Origin of the sequence: Cryobacterium psychrophilum (assembly GCF_004365915.1) — a bacterium.
In the GTDB taxonomy this organism is placed as follows: domain Bacteria; phylum Actinomycetota; class Actinomycetes; order Actinomycetales; family Microbacteriaceae; genus Cryobacterium; species Cryobacterium psychrophilum.
On sequence record NZ_SODI01000001.1, the window covers coordinates 2,616,105 to 2,631,706 of the forward strand.

A 15,602-nucleotide genomic window follows, 5' to 3' on the forward strand; every position below is an offset into this window, starting at 1 on the left:
CTATGCGCGCTCGGGACCGACTTGGCAACAGTCATCGCCGCGGCCCTCCGGGCACCGTTTGTCCGCAATCGTTACAGTCCACGAGGCACGTGCGGACGCTCGGATGCAGCTGGCTGGCCTAGGCTATTGATCGTGTCGACGCTCAGTGATCTCGTACTTGCCCATGGCCACAGCACGGCGGAAGACGTGGACTGGCTGCACATGCTCGTCGCGGATGGCCAGCTGCTGGCCGACCTTGCCTTCGCCGATATTGTGGTGTGGGTACCCACCGAGAGCGGCAGCTTCGTGGCTGTCGCCCACGCGCGCCCGTCGAGCGCCGCAACGCTGTTCTACCGTGACTTCGTGGGCCAGAACATTAAGGTGGACTGGCGCACCCAGGTGACCGAAGCCTTCGAGACCGGAAAGATCGTCGACACGACCGCACCGGACTGGTACGAGGAGACGCCCACCCGAGTGCGAGCGATCCCCGTGCTTCGCCGACTGAGTGTGACGGGCACCGAGGTCGCGCCCGTCCCGGTGGCCGTGCTCACCCGACACACGAACCTGAGCGAGGCGCGCACGCCGAGCCGCCAGGAACTCACATTCAACGACTGCGCCAACGACCTCTTCGACATGATCGCCTCGGGTGACTTCCCCGATCTGGGCGCACCGACCGGTCCCCGACGCGGTGCCCCGCGCGCCTCTGACGGGCTGATTCGCGTTGACGTCGACGGGTTGACCACCTTCGCGAGCCCCAACGCACTCTCGGCCTTCAACCGCATGGGCTTCGCCGACGAGCTTGAGGGCGAGTCTCTCGCCGAGGTCACCACGAGCCTGCTCGCGGGCACCGGAAATGCCGTGGTCGACGAATCGCTGCCGCTCGTCGTCACCGGCCGCGCCCCGTGGCGCACCGACGTTGAGTCCCGTGGCGTCACCGTCTCACTGCGCGCGATCCCCATCCGCAATCACGGCCAGCGCGTCGGCGCGATCGTTCTGTGCCGCGACGTGACCGAACTGCGCCACCAGGAACGCGAACTCATTACCAAGGACGCGACCATTCGGGAGATTCACCACCGGGTGAAGAACAACCTGCAGACCGTCGCCTCACTGCTGCGTATTCAGGCGCGCCGAACCCAGTCCGACCGTGCCCGTGAGGCGCTCACCCAGGCCATGCGTCGCGTCGCCGCGATTGCGGTCGTGCACGACACGCTCTCCGAGGGACTGAGCCAGATTGTGGACTTCGACGCCGTGTTCGACCGGGTGCTGCTGCTCACGGTTGAGGTTGCATCCGCTCACAACACGACCGTGCACCCCAAATCGTCGGGCAGCTTCGGTACGCTTCCGAGCGCCTATGCCACCCCGCTTGCGCTCGTGCTCACCGAACTCGTGACCAATGCCGTGGAACACGGGCTGGCTGGCCGCGAGGGCGAGGTCTCCATTGAGGCGCAACGCACTGCCGAGACCCTCACGGTGACGGTGCGCGACACCGGTTCCGGATTGCCGGAGGGCAAGGTCGGTTCCGGGCTCGGCACCCAGATCGTGCGCACGCTCATCCAGGGCGAGCTGGGCGGCACGATCGATTGGCACACCATGATGGGCAGCGGAACCGAGGTCACGATCGAGATTCCCCTGCGCTTCATGCACGAGGGGTAGCGGATGCGCGCTCCATGCCGGTGCAACAAGAAGAGCCTGGGCCCGCCGGTAAGACCGGTGGGCCCAGGCTCGAGATGTAGGGTGCGGGTGCTGCAGTGCTTAGGACGCGCGGCGGGCGCGTGCGGCGCGACGCTTCAGGGCGCGACGCTCGTCTTCGCTCAGGCCACCCCAGACTCCGGAGTCCTGTCCGGTTTCCAGTGCATACTGGAGGCACACCTCAGTAACGTTGCATCGAGCACAGACCGACTTCGCCTTCTCGATCTGGTCCACTGCGGGACCAGTGTTGCCAACCGGAAAGAAAAGTTCCGGGTCGGCGGTGAGGCAGGCAGCTTTATCGCGCCAGTCCATAGAGATGCTCCTTTATTGCGGGGTGCACGGCCGAATGGCCAGAATTGCAGGGGTACGGTCGGTTGCAGGAAAAAGCTCAGATCTAAACAGATTAGAAAAACTCACGTCCCTGTGAGCGTCAACCGGACCTCAAATATCGTCCCATAATAGGGGTGTCAAATCAATACTTTGGGATGGAATGTACCTGTGAATCAGCGAGAAGAGCCAGATCAGGGCCCGTGGACGCGCCTTCGACGGCACGTGAGTGACTTTGGCCGCGCGCCCGGGCTGGCCTTCTTCACCGCACTCCTCGCCCTCGAGGCCGCGGTGCTATGGCTCCTCGCCGCCTGGCTCGTTGTCGAACTGCTCACGCAGACCCCCGCGTCCCTCGGTGGGGGGCTCGCCATCCTCGCCCTCGCCGCCCTGGCTGCCGTGTGGGTGAGCGCCATCACCGTGGGAACACTGCGCCGCCGCCCATGGATCCGCGGCGGCGCGATCACCTGGCAGCTCGTGCAGATCATGGTCGCGGTCGGCTGCTTCCAGGGGCTCTACGCGCGGCCCGACGTGGGCTGGGTCATTCTGCTGCCGTCTCTCGTGGTGCTCGCGCTCGCCTTCACCCCGAAGGTCGTGGCGGCCACGAGCCACCCCGTCGAATAGCCTCAGGCGTCGATTCCGAGTTTCTTACGCAGGCTCGCCACGTGTCCGGTTGCCTTCACGTTGTACAGCGCGAGCTGCACGAGACCGGCCTCATCGATCACGAACGTCGAGCGCAGTACCCCGGTGACAATCTTGCCGTAAAGGTTTTTCTCTCCCCACGCCCCGTAGGCGCGATGCACGTCGAGGTCGGTGTCGCTCAGCAGCGGAAAGTTGACGGCGTCGTGCTCCTGAAAGGACTTGAGCTTGCCGGGGGTGTCCTTCGAAACGCCGAGCACCTGGTACCCGGCCGACGCGAGCGAGCCGAGGTTGTCTCGAAAGTCACAGGCCTGCTTCGTGCACCCGGGTGTCATGGCGGCCGGGTAGAAATACACGACGACCTTGCTTCCCGCGTAGTCGGCAAGCGAAACGGATGCCCCATCCTGGTCGGTCAGTGTGAACAGGGGGGCCGTGTCGCCCGCCGCGAGTCGCGTGGTATCCGTCATGACTCCACGCTAGTCGGGTCTCCCGCACGTGCGGTTCCAGCGAGCGGGTCGCAGGCGGACGGGGAATGGTCAGCGTGCTGGCGCGAACGTGGCGAGCAGGCGCTGCAAGGAGTCCAGCCGCACCCGTCCGGTTTCACCGAGTTCGCCGGCCTCCACAGCCTCGATGATGGCGCAGTCGGGGGAGCTCGGCAGATGCGTGCAGCCGCGTGGGCAGCGTTCGGAAATCGTCGCGAGGTCGGTGAAGGCCTTGAGAATGTTGGCCGTATCGATGTGCCCCAGGCCAAAGGACCGCACGCCGGGGGTGTCGATGACCCAGCCGCGGCCGGCATCCGTTTCGAGGCGCAGCGACACCGTTGACGACGACGTGTGACGGCCGCGCCCGGTGACCGTGTTGACGACGCCGATGGCGCGGTTGGTGCCCGGTACGAGCGCGTTCACGAGCGTGGACTTGCCCACCCCCGAGTGACCCACGAAAACCGTGTCATGGCCCACGAGAGCGGCGGAGATGGCGTCGATGGGCATCTCGCCCTCGCTGCTCTGGAACACGGGCAGGTCGAGGCCGGCAAAATTCGCGAGGAAATCGCTCGGATCGGCGAGGTCGGTCTTCGTGATGCAGAGAATCGGGGAGACGCCCGCGTCGTAGGCGGCCACGAGGTAGCGGTCCACGAGACGAATGCGAGGCTCAGGGTTGGCCGCGGCGACGACGATGAGTATCTGGTCCGCGTTGGCCACGATCACCCGTTCCACGGCGTCGGTGTCATCGGCGCTGCGGCGTAGCAGCGTGTCACGGTCGACGATGCGCACGATTCGGGCGAGCGTGCCCTCGTCGCCGGTGGTGTTGCCCACAATATCGACCCGGTCGCCGTTGACCACGGCTTTCTTGCGCAGCTCGCTCGCGCGGGCCGCGGTGACACGCCGCTCGGTGGGCAGGTTCTCGTCGAGCATCACGGTGTAGCGACCGCGATCCACGGTGAGGATGCGCCCGGTCAGCGCATTTTCGTGCTGGGGCCGGGTCTTGGACCGAGGCTTCGTCCCCTTGCGTCCGGCGCGCACGCGCACGTCGGACTCGTCGTATTTCGGTTCGTCTTCGTCGGGCGTCGACCACCAGGCCTCGGCGTCAGGCTCGTGCATCTAGAGCTGCGCCTCCGGCAGCATCGCGTTCCACAGCTCAGGAAACTGTGGCAGCGTCTTGGCGGTGGTGGCGATGTTCTCCACGAGCACGCCGGGAACGGCAAGCCCGATCAAGGCGCCCGCCGTGGCCATGCGGTGGTCGTCGTAGCTCCGCCACTCGCCTCCGGTGAGGGGACGCGGCTCGATGTGCAGGCCGTCAGGCAACTCGGTGACGTTGCCGCCGAGCCGGTTGATCTCGGTTGCGAGCGCCTCGAGCCGGTTCGACTCGTGGTGGCGCAGGTGGCCGATACCGGTGATCGTGCTGGGCGAGTCGGCGAGGGCGGCCAGCGCCACGAGCGCGGGAGCGAGTTCGCCGCCGGCCCCCAGGTCGAGTTCGACCCCACGGATGCCGTTGCCCGCGGTCACCGTGAGGTGATCGCCGTTGAGATCTACGGTGGCGCCGAAGAGAGACAGCAACTCCTGCAGGTGTGCGCCGACCTGGGTCGTGTGCGACGGCCAGCCTGAAATGGTGACGCTTCCGCCGGTCACGAGTGCGGCTGCGAGGAACGGTGCCGCGTTGGAGAGATCGGGTTCGATATCAATTTCCGCACCCCGGATGATGCCGGGCTCCACAATCCACTCGCCCACCGTGGGGCTTGCAACGGTGATCCCGCGATTGGCGAGCGTGGCAATGGTCATCTCGATGTGCGGCAGGCTCGGCAACCGTTCACCGGAGTGTCGCAGGTGCAGGCCCTGGTCGAAGCGAGAGGCGGCGAGGAGCAGGCCGGAGACGAACTGGCTCGATGCGCCGGCGTCGATCGTTACCTCGCCGCCAGTGACGGCTCCGCGACCGTGCACCGTGAAGGGGAGGGCGCTGCGGCCGTCGTCGTTGATGTCGGCGCCGAGGTCGCGCAGGGCCGTGATCATGGTGGACATGGGCCGAAGGCGCGCCCCGGGATCGCCGTCGAAAGTTGTCGGGCCGAGTGCGAGCGCGGCGAGCGGCGGAACGAAGCGCATCACGGTGCCCGCGAGACCGCAATCCACCGTGGTGGAGCCGAGGAGTTCGTCCGTGGGGGTGATGCGCAGGTCGTTCCCGAAAGCGCCGTCTCCGGGAACGGCCTCGATCGTGGTGCCCATCTGGCGGAGCGCGTCCACCATCAGGTCGCTGTCGCGGGAGTGCAGGGGGCTGCGCAGCAGCGAGGGAGCGTCGGCGAGGGCGGACAGCACCAGCTCACGATTGGTCAGCGACTTCGACCCGGGCAGGGACACCGTGCAGGCCAGGGGCGCGACCGCCGTGGGGGCCGGCCACCAGGCATCCGTCTCAACGGGCACGTTGTCGCCGTAAGGATCGAACTCTGGCTTGGAATATCTCGAGATCAACATCGGTTATCAGAATAGTCGGGATATGACGTGACGGAAGGATTCTATGACGGTGTCGATGCTCTTGGAGCGAACCAGCACGGCGCTGATCGACGGCCTAGAATGGCCGGTGATGACTTCAGACATGCCCGTGGGACCTGATCTGGCCGAAAAGGCGGACACAGCTCGCGAAAAGAACCGGAACCTGTTCGAAGAGCAGGCACTTCCTTTTATCGACCAGCTCTACGCGGCGGCCATGCGCATGACGCGCAACCCCTCGGATGCCCAGGACCTCGTGCAGGAAACCTTTGTGAAGGCCTTCGCCGCCTTCGCGCAGTACGAGCAGGGCACCAACCTCAAGGCCTGGTTGTACCGGATTCTCACGAACACCTTCATTAACATTTATCGCAAGAAGCAACGTGAGCCGTACCAGGGCACGATTGACGAACTCGAAGACTGGCAGATGGGCGGTGCCGAGTCGACCACGGCCATGTCGGGGCGCTCGGCCGAGGCCGAAGCCATCGACCACCTGCCCGACAGCGCCGTCAAAGACGCCCTGCAGTCCATTCCAGAGGATTTCAGGCTCGCCGTGTACTTCGCTGACGTTGAAGGCTTCTCCTACCAGGAGATCGCAGAAATCATGAAAACCCCCATTGGCACCGTGATGAGTCGCCTGCATCGCGGCCGGCGCCTGCTTCGCGAGCTGCTGGCCGAATACGCGAACGGCCGCGGGCTCGGAACCGGAACCGGAACCGCACAGAATTCCAGGAGCGCAGAATAATGACCGATTGTGGATGCGAGAGGGCCAAGGCCGAACTCGAGGAATACCTGCACAACGAACTCCGCAAGGAGGAGGCCGCCGATATTCGCGACCACCTTGCGGCCTGCACCGATTGCAGCAGCGAGCACCTCGTGGGGGTCACCCTCACCGATGCGGTGCAGCGTGCCTGCAAGGAGGCTACGCCTGAGGACCTCCGCGACCAGGTGCTCCTGCGCCTGCGCGCCATCCAGTCCACCCACTAGCAGAGCAGGCCCCGGCCGCATCAGGCTCAATAGTGTCCGAGTCGGACGACTGTGCCTGGTGCGCCGGGAACAGTGGTCAGTTTCGGGCACCGTCACGCCCCGGGGCATCCCGACGTCAATGAAAACGGCCCTCCCGCGAAACCGAGGTTTCGCGGGAGGGCCGTTTTTTTGCCGTGCGTGCGAGCGTTACAGGGTCAGTGCGTCGTGGATCAACGCGGTCTGCTCCGTGGCATGACGCTTGGCGGAACCGGCTGCCGGTGACGCGGACGCCGACCGCGAGAACAAACGCACCGGGCGCGGGCCCAGCTTGTTGGTCTCGAGGTAGAAGAACGGCCAGGCACCCTGGTTCTCCGGCTCGTCCTGCACCCAGGCGAGCTCCGCCGTGGGGTACTGGTCGGACACCGCCTTGAGCTCGGCGGAGGGAAGCGGATAATACTGCTCCACACGCACGAGGGCGATCTCGGGGTTCGGGTTCTTCTCGAGGTCGTTGAGCAGGTCGTAGTAGATCTTGCCGGCCAGGAAAAGCACGCGCTTGACCGCGCTCTTGTCCTGGATGCGGGCATCGTCAATGACCGGTTCGAACTTGCCGCTCGTGAGGTCTGCGACCGAACTCGTCGCTCCACGCAGGCGCAGCATCGACTTCGGGGTGAAGACGACGAGCGGGCGGCGCGGCCGCATGTACGCCTGGCGGCGCAGCAGGTGGAAATACGACGCGGGTGTCGACGGACGAGCGACGGTCATGTTGTTCTCGGCGCAGAGCTGCAGGAACCGTTCAATCCTCGCCGAGGAATGGTCGGGGCCCTGACCCTCGTAACCGTGCGGCAGCAGCAGTACAACGGATGACCGCTGGCCCCACTTCTGCTCGGCCGAGGACACGAACTCGTCGATGATCGTCTGGGCACCGTTGGCGAAGTCGCCGAACTGGGCCTCCCAGAGAACGAGCGCGTCAGCACGTTCCACCGAGTAGCCGTATTCGAAGCCCATGGCCGCGTACTCGCTCAGCAGCGAGTCATAGATCCAGAATCGGGCCTGGTTGTTCGTGAGGTTGGCCAGTGGCAGCCATTCTTGACCGTTCACCCGGTCGTGCAGCACCGCGTGGCGCTGAACGAAGGTGCCACGGCGGGCGTCCTGCCCGGCGAACCGAACGGGGGTGCCCTCAAGCAGCAGGGAACCCAGGGCGAGCAGCTCACCGAAGCTCCAGTCGATGTTGCCGTTGCGGCTCATGTCGAGGCGCTTCTGCAGCAGCTGCTGGAGTTTGTTGTGCACGGTGAAGCCCGCGGGCTTGTTGTTGAACGCGTCACCGATCAGGTGGATGACAGACTCGGCAACGCCGGTCGTGGCCGGTTCCCCAGCAGCGGACTCCGCTTCGATCGCACGCTTCTCGGCCTCGGCCTTCGCAGCGACCTCCGGAGTGATGATGGGGATGGATGCGGTCTGGGCAGCGTGCGTTTCCATGAAGGCGCGCTCGAGGCGGTCCTGGAAGTCGCGGTGTGCGGCTTCGTACTCCTCCTCGGTGATGTCGCCACGGCCGACGAGCGCCTCGGTGTACAGCTTGCGAACGGAGCGCTTGGCTTCGATCAGGTTGTACATGAGCGGCTGGGTCATCGAGGGGTCGTCGCCCTCGTTGTGCCCGCGACGGCGGTAGCAGATGAGGTCGATGACCACATCACGCTTGAACTCCTGGCGATATGCGAACGCCACTTCGGCGGCGCGCACGACGGCTTCGGGGTCGTCGCCGTTCACGTGCAGCACGGGTGCCTGGATGGTCTTGGCGACATCCGTGGAGTAGACGGACGAACGCGCGTCGCCGGGCGTCGTCGTGAAGCCGAGCTGGTTGTTCACGACCACGTGGATCGTTCCGCCGGTGCGGTAGCCGCGAAGCTGCGACATCTGCAGCGTCTCGAGCACAACGCCCTGGCCGGCCATTGCCGCGTCACCGTGAATGAGGATCGGCAGCGTGGAGAACGTTCCCATCGGCTTGCGGTCCTGCTTGGCACGCACGATGCCTTCGAGCACGCCGTCGCCGGCCTCGAGATGGCTCGGGTTGGCGGCGAGCGAGACGGGGATCTCGGCGCCATCGTCGCCGTGGAACGTGCCCATGGTGCCGAGGTGGTACTTCACATCGCCGGAACCGTGCACGGTGCGCGGGTCCTGAGTTCCTTCGAACTCGCGGAAGATTTCGCCGTACGTCTTACCGGCGATGTTGGTCAGCACGTTGAGGCGACCACGGTGCGCCATGCCGATGGCGACCTCGTCGAGGCCCTGCTCGGCTGCGCTCTGCAGGATGGAGTCGAGCAGCGGGATCGTGCACTCGCCACCCTCAAGGCTGAAGCGCTTCTGGCCCACGTATTTGGTTTGCAGGAACGTCTCGAAGGCCTCGGCCTCGTTGAGCTTGGCGAGAATACGCATCTGCTCGACGTGAGTCGGCTTCACATACGCCTTCTCGATCTTCTCCTGAACCCACTTGCGCTGGGCCGGGTCCTGAATGTGCATGTACTCGATGCCCGTCGTGCGGCAGTACGAGTCACGCAGCACACCGAGGATGTCGCGCAGCAGCATCAGCCGCTTCTCACCGAATCCGCCGGTCACGAAGGAACGGTCGAGGTCCCAGAACGTGAGGCCGTGGGTGGCGATGTCCAGGTCAGGGTGCGACCGCTGCTTGTACTCGAGCGGGTCGATATCGGCCATGAGGTGACCACGAACGCGGAAGGAGTTGATGAGCTCCTGCACGCGGGCGGTCTTGTCGACGGCGCTCGCGAGGTCGACGCTGATGTCGGGCGCCCAGTGGATGGGCTCGTACGGGATGCGCAGGGCCGCGAAGATCTCCTCGTAGAAGTTGTGCTGGCCGATGAGCAGCTCGTGCACAATCTTGAGGAATTCGCCAGAACCCGCACCCTGGATCACGCGGTGGTCGTAGGTGCTCGTGAGAGTGATGGTCTTCGAGATGGCCAGGCTCGTGAGCGTCTTGACGCTCGCGCCCTGGAACTCGGCCGGATAGTCGAGGGCGCCGGCTCCAATGATGCAGCCCTGCCCCTTCATGAGACGGGGCACGGAGTGAACCGTGCCGATGCCGCCCGGGTTGGTGAGCGAGAGCGTCGCGCCGGCGAAGTCATCCGCCGTGAGCTTGTTCAGGCGGGCCCGCGTAACGAGTTCTTCGTAGGACGCGAGGAACTCGCCGAAGGTCATCGTGTCGGCGCGCTTGATCGTGGGCACGAGGAGGGCGCGGGTGCCGTCGGGCTTGGGCATGTCGATCGCGAGACCCATGCCCACGTGTGCGGGGGCGATGACCGACGGCTTGCCGTTGACCTCGTCGTAGTACACGTTCTGACTTGGGAACATCTTGAGCGCCCGGATGAGGGCCCAACCGATGAGGTGCGTGAACGACACCTTGCCACCACGGGCACGCTTCATGTGGTTGTTCATCACGATGCGATTGTCGATGAGCAGCTTCGCCGGAATGGTACGCACGCTTGTGGCGGTGGGCACGGTGAGGCTCGCCGCCATGTTCGTGGCGAGGGCCTTGCCCATGCCGCGCAGCGGCGTGATTTTATCTTCGGCCACGGTTGTCGCGGCATCCGTCATGGCCTGCATCGGGCTCGTGACCGGGGCGTCAGCGGGAACCGGGACCGGATTCGGAGCAAGTGACGTCGTGCGCGCGGTGGGCTGGTTCGCGGACGGAGCCTCGACCGGGGCCTGGGCCTTGGCCTTGGCCACGGGCTCTACCGGGGCCGCCTTGGCCACGGGCTCTAACGGGGCCGCCGGGGCCACGAGTGCTGCCGGAGCCTCAGCCGCCGGCGGCGTCGCACCGCCGTCTGCCGGCGTATTTGCTGTCTGGTGGTAGCTCTCCAGCACGGGCCACCAGGACTCGTCCACCGAATTCTTATCGACGAGGTACCGCTCGTAGAGCTCGTCCACGAGCCACTCATTAGCTCCGAATTCGCCCGACGTTTTTTCGTCAGAAGCTCCACCGGTTACCTGGCTTGACACCGTCCGATCGCCTACTCTCCGCGTTGATTTTGGATGTCCTGGCGATGACACTCGCCGGGTCAGTCTGATCATCAAGCCTAATCCCATTACTGGCGGCTGCGTTCCCCCGCGCCAACGGCTAACTTTCTTATATGCGGTTCTATGGAACGACTCCCACAAGCGACCTGACGTATTCCGACGTTTTTCTCGTACCAGGCCAATCGAACGTGACGAGCCGTATGGACGTGTCGCTCGCCCCGCCGGACGGCACCGGAGCCACACTCCCCATCGTCTCGTCGAATATGAACTCCGTCACCGGCCCCCGCCTTGCAGCGACGCTGGCCCGCCGCGGGGGGCTGGGCGTACTGCCCCAGGACATGCGGCTGCAGGATCTCGATGCGGCGATTCGCTGGGTGAAGGCCCAGTCCGTGCGCTTCGACACTCCCTTCGTGTTCGGGCCGGACGACACCGTGGAGGTGGCGCTGAGTCAGGTTCCACCGGTCGACGGGCAGGGACTGGTCATTCACACGGCGAAGGGCGAGTACCTCGGCTGCATCGTGGCGTCCCGGCTGCGTACCGCGCTCGGTGACGCGCGGCTGGGCGACCTGCTGCGCGGCCCGATGACCTCGCTCGACGCCGACGACGTGGACGGACCCCGCCGCGCCTTCGACCTGATGACCGAAGCCGAACTCGATTTCGCCCCCGTTCTGCACCACGGTGTCGTCGTGGGCACGCTCAGCCGCAAGAGCGCTCTGCGCTCCACTCTCTATGCCCCTGCCATCGACACCCAGGGGCGCCTGAAGGTCGCCGCCGCCATCGGCATCAACGGCAATGTGGCGGCGAAGGCCAGCGCCCTCGCCGCCGCCGGTGTGGATGTGCTCGTGATTGACACCGCGCACGGCCACCAGAAGGGCATGATGCGCGCGCTCAAGATCGTCGCCGATCTGAACCTGGGGCTCCCCATCGTGGCAGGCAACGTCGTGACGGCCGAGGCCGTGCAACATCTCGTCACTGCGGGAGCAACCATCGTGAAGGTCGGCGTGGGGCCCGGCGCCATGTGTACGACGCGCATGATGACGGCGGTCGGTCGACCCCAGTTCTCTGCGGTGCTCGAGACGGCCGCCGCGGCCTCCGAACTCGGCGCGCACGTCTGGGCGGATGGCGGGGTGCGCTACCCCAGGGACGTGGCACTCGCCCTTGCCGCGGGCGCGGCATCCGTCATGATTGGCTCCTGGTTCGCCGGCACGGCCGAGGCGCCCGGCACTCTCAAAACGGATGCCGCTGGTCGCCTCTACAAGGAAAGCTGGGGGATGGCCTCGACGAAGGCGGTGCAGAGTCGCTTCGACCGGCTCGACGCCTATGAGCTCGCTCGTAAGACGCTCTTCGCCGAGGGGATCTCCAGCTCGAAGATCTACCTCGACCCGCTGCGTCCCTCGGTTGAGGACCTGCTTGACATGATCACGGCGGGCGTGCGCAGCTCGTTCACGTATGCCGGTGCGACCTCGGTGAGCGAGTTTCACGCGAAGGCGCGTGTGGGGTTGCAGTCCGCCGCCGGGTACGACGAGGGCAAGGCTCTCCCGGTCTCCTGGTAATGCGGTCGGCTATAGTTGGGGGAATAATGGACGACCCCCCAGCGACATCAGAACCCACACATAAACCCTCGCCCGTGAGCGACGGTGGTGACCGTGCTTGAGTGGTTAATGCTCGGGTTTGGTCTGCTTCTCACCGTCGGCACGGGCATCTTCGTCGCAAGCGAGTTCGCGCTGGTCAACCTGGACCGCTCAGAACTCGAAGCGCGCCGCGATCGCGGTGAAACCCGCCTCGGACTCACCATCGCGGCCCTGAGAATTACGTCGACGCACCTCTCGAGCGCCCAGCTCGGGATCACGCTCACCACGCTGCTCACCGGTTATGCCATGCAGCCGGCCCTCACCTCCCTCATGTCCGGGCCGCTCGGCGCCGTGGGGCTGCCCGCGGCGACAGTGCCGGCGATCGCGACGATCGTGGCGATCGTGGTCGCTACGCTGCTGTCGATGATCATTGGCGAACTCGTTCCCAAGAACTTTGCCCTCGCCCTGCCGATTCAGACGGCGAAGCTCGTGATACCCGCTCAAACTCTGTTCACGACCGTGTTCAAGCCCGCCGTTCTTGTGCTGAACGGCAGCGCAAACGGTCTGCTGCGCGCCGTGGGCATCGAACCCAAGGAAGAGCTGTCGGGGGCGCGCTCTGCGGAGGAGCTCTCCTCCCTCGTGCGCCGTTCGGCGAAGGCCGGGCTGCTGGAGAATGACACGGCCACGCTCCTGCATCGCACCCTGCTCTTCTCCGGACACACGGCATCCGACGTGATGACGCCGCGTCCCCGCGTGGCGGTCATCTCGCGCACGGCATCCGCTCAAGAAGTCATTGAGCTCACCCGCCAGACCGGGTACTCGCGCTTTCCGGTGATCGATGAGAGCGCCGACGATATCGTGGGGATCGTGCACGTGAAGCAGGCCGTGGCCGTGCCGCGGCAGCGCCGGGCCGCTGTGCCCGTGTCGGCGCTGCAGACCGAAGCCGTTCGCGTGCCCGAAACGATGAAACTCGACAGCCTGCTCGGCGACCTGCGCGGTCGCGGCTACCAGATGGCCATCGTCGTCGACGAGTACGGCGGAACGGCTGGCGTGGCCACCCTGGAAGACCTCGTGGAGGAGATCGTGGGGGAGGTCGCCGATGAGCACGATCGCGCCAGAGCCGGCGTTGTACGCTCCCCGGGTTCGATGACGTTTCCCGGCATGCTGCGCCCCGACGAGCTGCTGGAACGCGCGAGCCTCTCCGTCCCCGACGACGGCCCGTATGAAACCGTGGCCGGATTCGTGATGAGCCTGCTCGGCCGACTGCCGGTGGTGGGGGACACCGTGGCCATGGAGGGCGGGGAGCTGCGGGTGGAACGCCTCGATGGGCGCCGGATCGACCGCTTGCGGTTCACTCCCGTGGCGGCGGTGGCGCCTGGGCCCAAACCCGAGTCGGAACCGACCACAGATTCCAGGAAGAAGAATGACAAAAAGAGCGAGGTGACGAAACCATGAGTGATTGGGCGGGAATAGCCTGGCTCATCGTGCTGCTCGCGGCCAACGCATTCTTCGTGGGTGCCGAATTCGCGGTCATCTCCGCGCGCCGTTCCCAGATCGAGCCGCTCGCCGAGGCGGGCAAACGCAGCGCCAAAACGGCCCTGTGGGCGATGGAACACGCCACCCTCATGCTTGCCACCACCCAGCTCGGTATCACCGTGTGCTCACTGCTGATCCTCAACGTTTCTGAGCCGGCGATCCACCACCTGATCGCGGTTCCGCTCGAGTTGACCGGTCTGCCCGGTGAGCTCATCAGCACACTCGCGTTCCTCGTGGCGCTCGTGCTCGTGTCGTACCTGCACGTGGTCTTCGGTGAGATGGTGCCCAAGAACCTGTCATTCTCGGTGCCCGACCGAGCGGTGCTCATCCTGGCGCCGCCGCTCGTGTTCATCGGGCGCATCTTTTCGCCCGTGATCGTGGCCCTCAATGCCACGGCCAATGCCGTGCTGCGTCTTTTCGGGGTGCAACCCAAGAACGAGGCCACGAGCACGTACACGCTCGATGAGGTTGCCACGATCATCACGCAGTCCAAGAAGGAGGGGGTGCTCTTCGACGGGACGGGTGCGCTCACCGCCACGTTCGAATTCACCACCCGCAAGGTGCGCGACGTGGCGGTGCCGATCGGCAACATCATCAGCCTGCCGGAGTCGGCCACCCCGGCCGACGTGGAGAAGGCGGTCACCCGCCACGGTTTCTCGCGCTTCGTTCTCGTGAACGAGGCCGGCGATTCCACGGGTTACGTGCACCTGAAAGACGTGCTCGACATCGAGCTGGCCGAGTACAAGAACCAGATCCCGACCAAGCGCATCCGTCAGCTCGCGTCCATCTTCGAAGACACCGACCTTGAAGACGCCCTCGCCACCATGCGTCGTTCGGGTGCGCACCTCGCTCGCTCGTTCACCGAGATCGGCGAAACCACCGGCATCCTCTTTCTTGAGGACATCATCGAGGAGCTCGTGGGCGAGGTGCAGGACGCCACTCGCCGCGAGTGACCCCCGGCTTTCGCCGGTCTGGTTCGCACGATCGATAGGTAAACAATCTATCGTGGGGGCATGGCGAAACCCCGTGGCTGGCTGGAATGGAACGCTGAGCAGGCGCGCAACTGGATCCGTGTCCCCGGCCCTGCGGATGACAAGTACACGCGTGGTGTGCTCGGCATGCGCACGGGATCGAAGGATTACCCGGGCGCGGCCGTGCTCGGCGCGGAAGCCGCCGCGCGCACGGGCGTGGGCATGGTGCGCTACCTGGGACCGGGACGGGCCAGCGACCTCGTGCTGCAGCGGAGACCGGAGGTTGTGACGGTTGCCGGGCGCGTGCAGGCCTGGCTGCTCGGCTCGGGAATCAACGCGGACACCCGCGGTGAGACGGTGACCCGCGCCCTCGACGCGGCGCTCGCCGAGGGACTGCCCACGGTGGTCGACGCCGGAGCGCTCGATCGTGTGGCCGGTGGGAGCGATTCCCCGCGACCGATCGTGATCACCCCGCACTACCGGGAACTCGCCGCTCTTGTGAACGGGCGAAACGGCACCACAAAGACCGTCACCGCTGGGCAGATCGCGGCCGATCCCGGCGAGTGGGCCACCCGAGCCGCTCGAAACCTCGGTGTCACGGTTCTGCTCAAGGGCAGCGTGACCCGCATCGCCACTCCGTCCGGTGTCAGGCTCACGGTCTCAAACGCGACCGCGTGGCTGGCGACGGCCGGTTCCGGCGACGTGCTCGGGGGCATCCTCGGGGCGCTTCTTGCCACCAACGCGGGACGTATTGAAGCTGATCCCGACGCTCTCGCCGCCCTGGCCGCCACCGCCGCGCTGGTGCACGCTCGCGCCGCCGGTATCGCTTCGGCCGGCGGACCGCTCGCGGCACTCGACGTGGCCGAGGCCGTTCCCGCCGTCATTCGGGCGCTGCTGGCCGTTCCCACCGAGCGCAAACACTAGGCCTT

13 protein-coding genes are annotated in these 15,602 nt (G+C 65.8%); 8 read left to right on the plus strand and 5 right to left on the minus strand.

Features of this window, described 5'->3' with window-relative positions:
* Positions 1-132: 132 nt before the first annotated feature.
* Positions 133-1,632: a sensor histidine kinase gene (locus tag EDD25_RS12235; protein ID WP_134173516.1), complete on the plus strand. Its 1,500-nt coding sequence runs from the start codon at positions 133-135 to the stop codon at positions 1,630-1,632.
* 99 nt (positions 1,633-1,731) lie between these two features.
* Here EDD25_RS12235 and EDD25_RS12240 read toward each other — a convergent pair whose 3' ends face one another.
* Positions 1,732-1,980: a WhiB family transcriptional regulator gene (locus EDD25_RS12240; RefSeq protein WP_035837005.1), complete on the minus strand. Its 249-nt coding sequence runs from the start codon at positions 1,978-1,980 to the stop codon at positions 1,732-1,734.
* Positions 1,981-2,220: 240 nt separating this feature from the next.
* Here EDD25_RS12240 and EDD25_RS12245 point away from each other — a divergent pair, with 240 nt between their 5' ends.
* Complete coding sequence (locus EDD25_RS12245) at positions 2,221-2,616, plus strand: hypothetical protein (RefSeq protein ID WP_134173517.1); 396 nt, start codon at positions 2,221-2,223, stop codon at positions 2,614-2,616.
* Positions 2,617-2,618: 2 nt separating this feature from the next.
* On the opposite strand, the gene bcp is transcribed toward EDD25_RS12245, so the two are convergent.
* The 3 genes from bcp to aroA form a co-directional block, all read right to left on the minus strand.
* The gene (gene bcp / locus EDD25_RS12250; RefSeq protein WP_134173518.1) at positions 2,619-3,098 is read right to left on the minus strand and encodes a thioredoxin-dependent thiol peroxidase; all 480 of its coding nucleotides are present in this window, start codon (positions 3,096-3,098) and stop codon (positions 2,619-2,621) included.
* A gap of 69 nt (positions 3,099-3,167) precedes the next feature.
* Complete coding sequence (rsgA, locus tag EDD25_RS12255) at positions 3,168-4,229, minus strand: ribosome small subunit-dependent GTPase A (protein ID WP_134173519.1); 1,062 nt, start codon at positions 4,227-4,229, stop codon at positions 3,168-3,170.
* On the minus strand, positions 4,230-5,591 hold the full coding sequence (gene aroA, locus EDD25_RS12260; RefSeq protein ID WP_134173520.1) for a 3-phosphoshikimate 1-carboxyvinyltransferase: 1,362 nt from the start codon (positions 5,589-5,591) through the stop codon (positions 4,230-4,232). It lies immediately after the preceding gene.
* Between the two features lie 121 nt (positions 5,592-5,712).
* Between aroA and EDD25_RS12265 the strand changes: the two genes are divergently transcribed.
* Both EDD25_RS12265 and EDD25_RS12270 read left to right on the plus strand, forming a co-directional pair.
* Positions 5,713-6,348 carry a sigma-70 family RNA polymerase sigma factor gene (locus tag EDD25_RS12265; RefSeq protein WP_241986576.1) on the plus strand — a complete coding sequence of 212 codons (636 nt, stop codon included), beginning with the start codon at positions 5,713-5,715 and terminating at the stop codon, positions 6,346-6,348.
* Entirely contained in the window at positions 6,348-6,590 is a 243-nt protein-coding gene (locus EDD25_RS12270; RefSeq protein ID WP_134173521.1) for a zf-HC2 domain-containing protein, read from the plus strand. Before EDD25_RS12265 ends, EDD25_RS12270 begins: the two co-directional genes overlap by 1 nt.
* Before the next feature lie 186 nt (positions 6,591-6,776).
* On the opposite strand, the gene EDD25_RS12275 is transcribed toward EDD25_RS12270, so the two are convergent.
* The gene (locus tag EDD25_RS12275; RefSeq protein WP_175183021.1) at positions 6,777-10,577 is read right to left on the minus strand and encodes a multifunctional oxoglutarate decarboxylase/oxoglutarate dehydrogenase thiamine pyrophosphate-binding subunit/dihydrolipoyllysine-residue succinyltransferase subunit; all 3,801 of its coding nucleotides are present in this window, start codon (positions 10,575-10,577) and stop codon (positions 6,777-6,779) included.
* Between the two features lie 131 nt (positions 10,578-10,708).
* Between EDD25_RS12275 and guaB1 the strand changes: the two genes are divergently transcribed.
* The 4 genes from guaB1 (at position 10,709) to EDD25_RS12295 (ending at position 15,597) form a co-directional block, all read left to right on the plus strand.
* Positions 10,709-12,148: a GMP reductase gene (gene guaB1, locus EDD25_RS12280; RefSeq protein WP_134173523.1), complete on the plus strand. Its 1,440-nt coding sequence runs from the start codon at positions 10,709-10,711 to the stop codon at positions 12,146-12,148.
* Between the two features lie 108 nt (positions 12,149-12,256).
* The gene (locus EDD25_RS12285) at positions 12,257-13,621 is read left to right on the plus strand and encodes a hemolysin family protein (RefSeq protein WP_134175446.1); all 1,365 of its coding nucleotides are present in this window, start codon (positions 12,257-12,259) and stop codon (positions 13,619-13,621) included.
* Positions 13,618-14,655, plus strand: coding sequence for a hemolysin family protein (locus EDD25_RS12290; protein ID WP_134173524.1), 1,038 nt, complete (start codon positions 13,618-13,620; stop codon positions 14,653-14,655). The genes EDD25_RS12285 and EDD25_RS12290 overlap by 4 nt, the downstream gene beginning before the upstream one ends.
* Before the next feature lie 60 nt (positions 14,656-14,715).
* Complete coding sequence (locus tag EDD25_RS12295) at positions 14,716-15,597, plus strand: ADP-dependent NAD(P)H-hydrate dehydratase (RefSeq protein WP_134173525.1); 882 nt, start codon at positions 14,716-14,718, stop codon at positions 15,595-15,597.
* Positions 15,598-15,602: the final 5 nt, after the last annotated feature.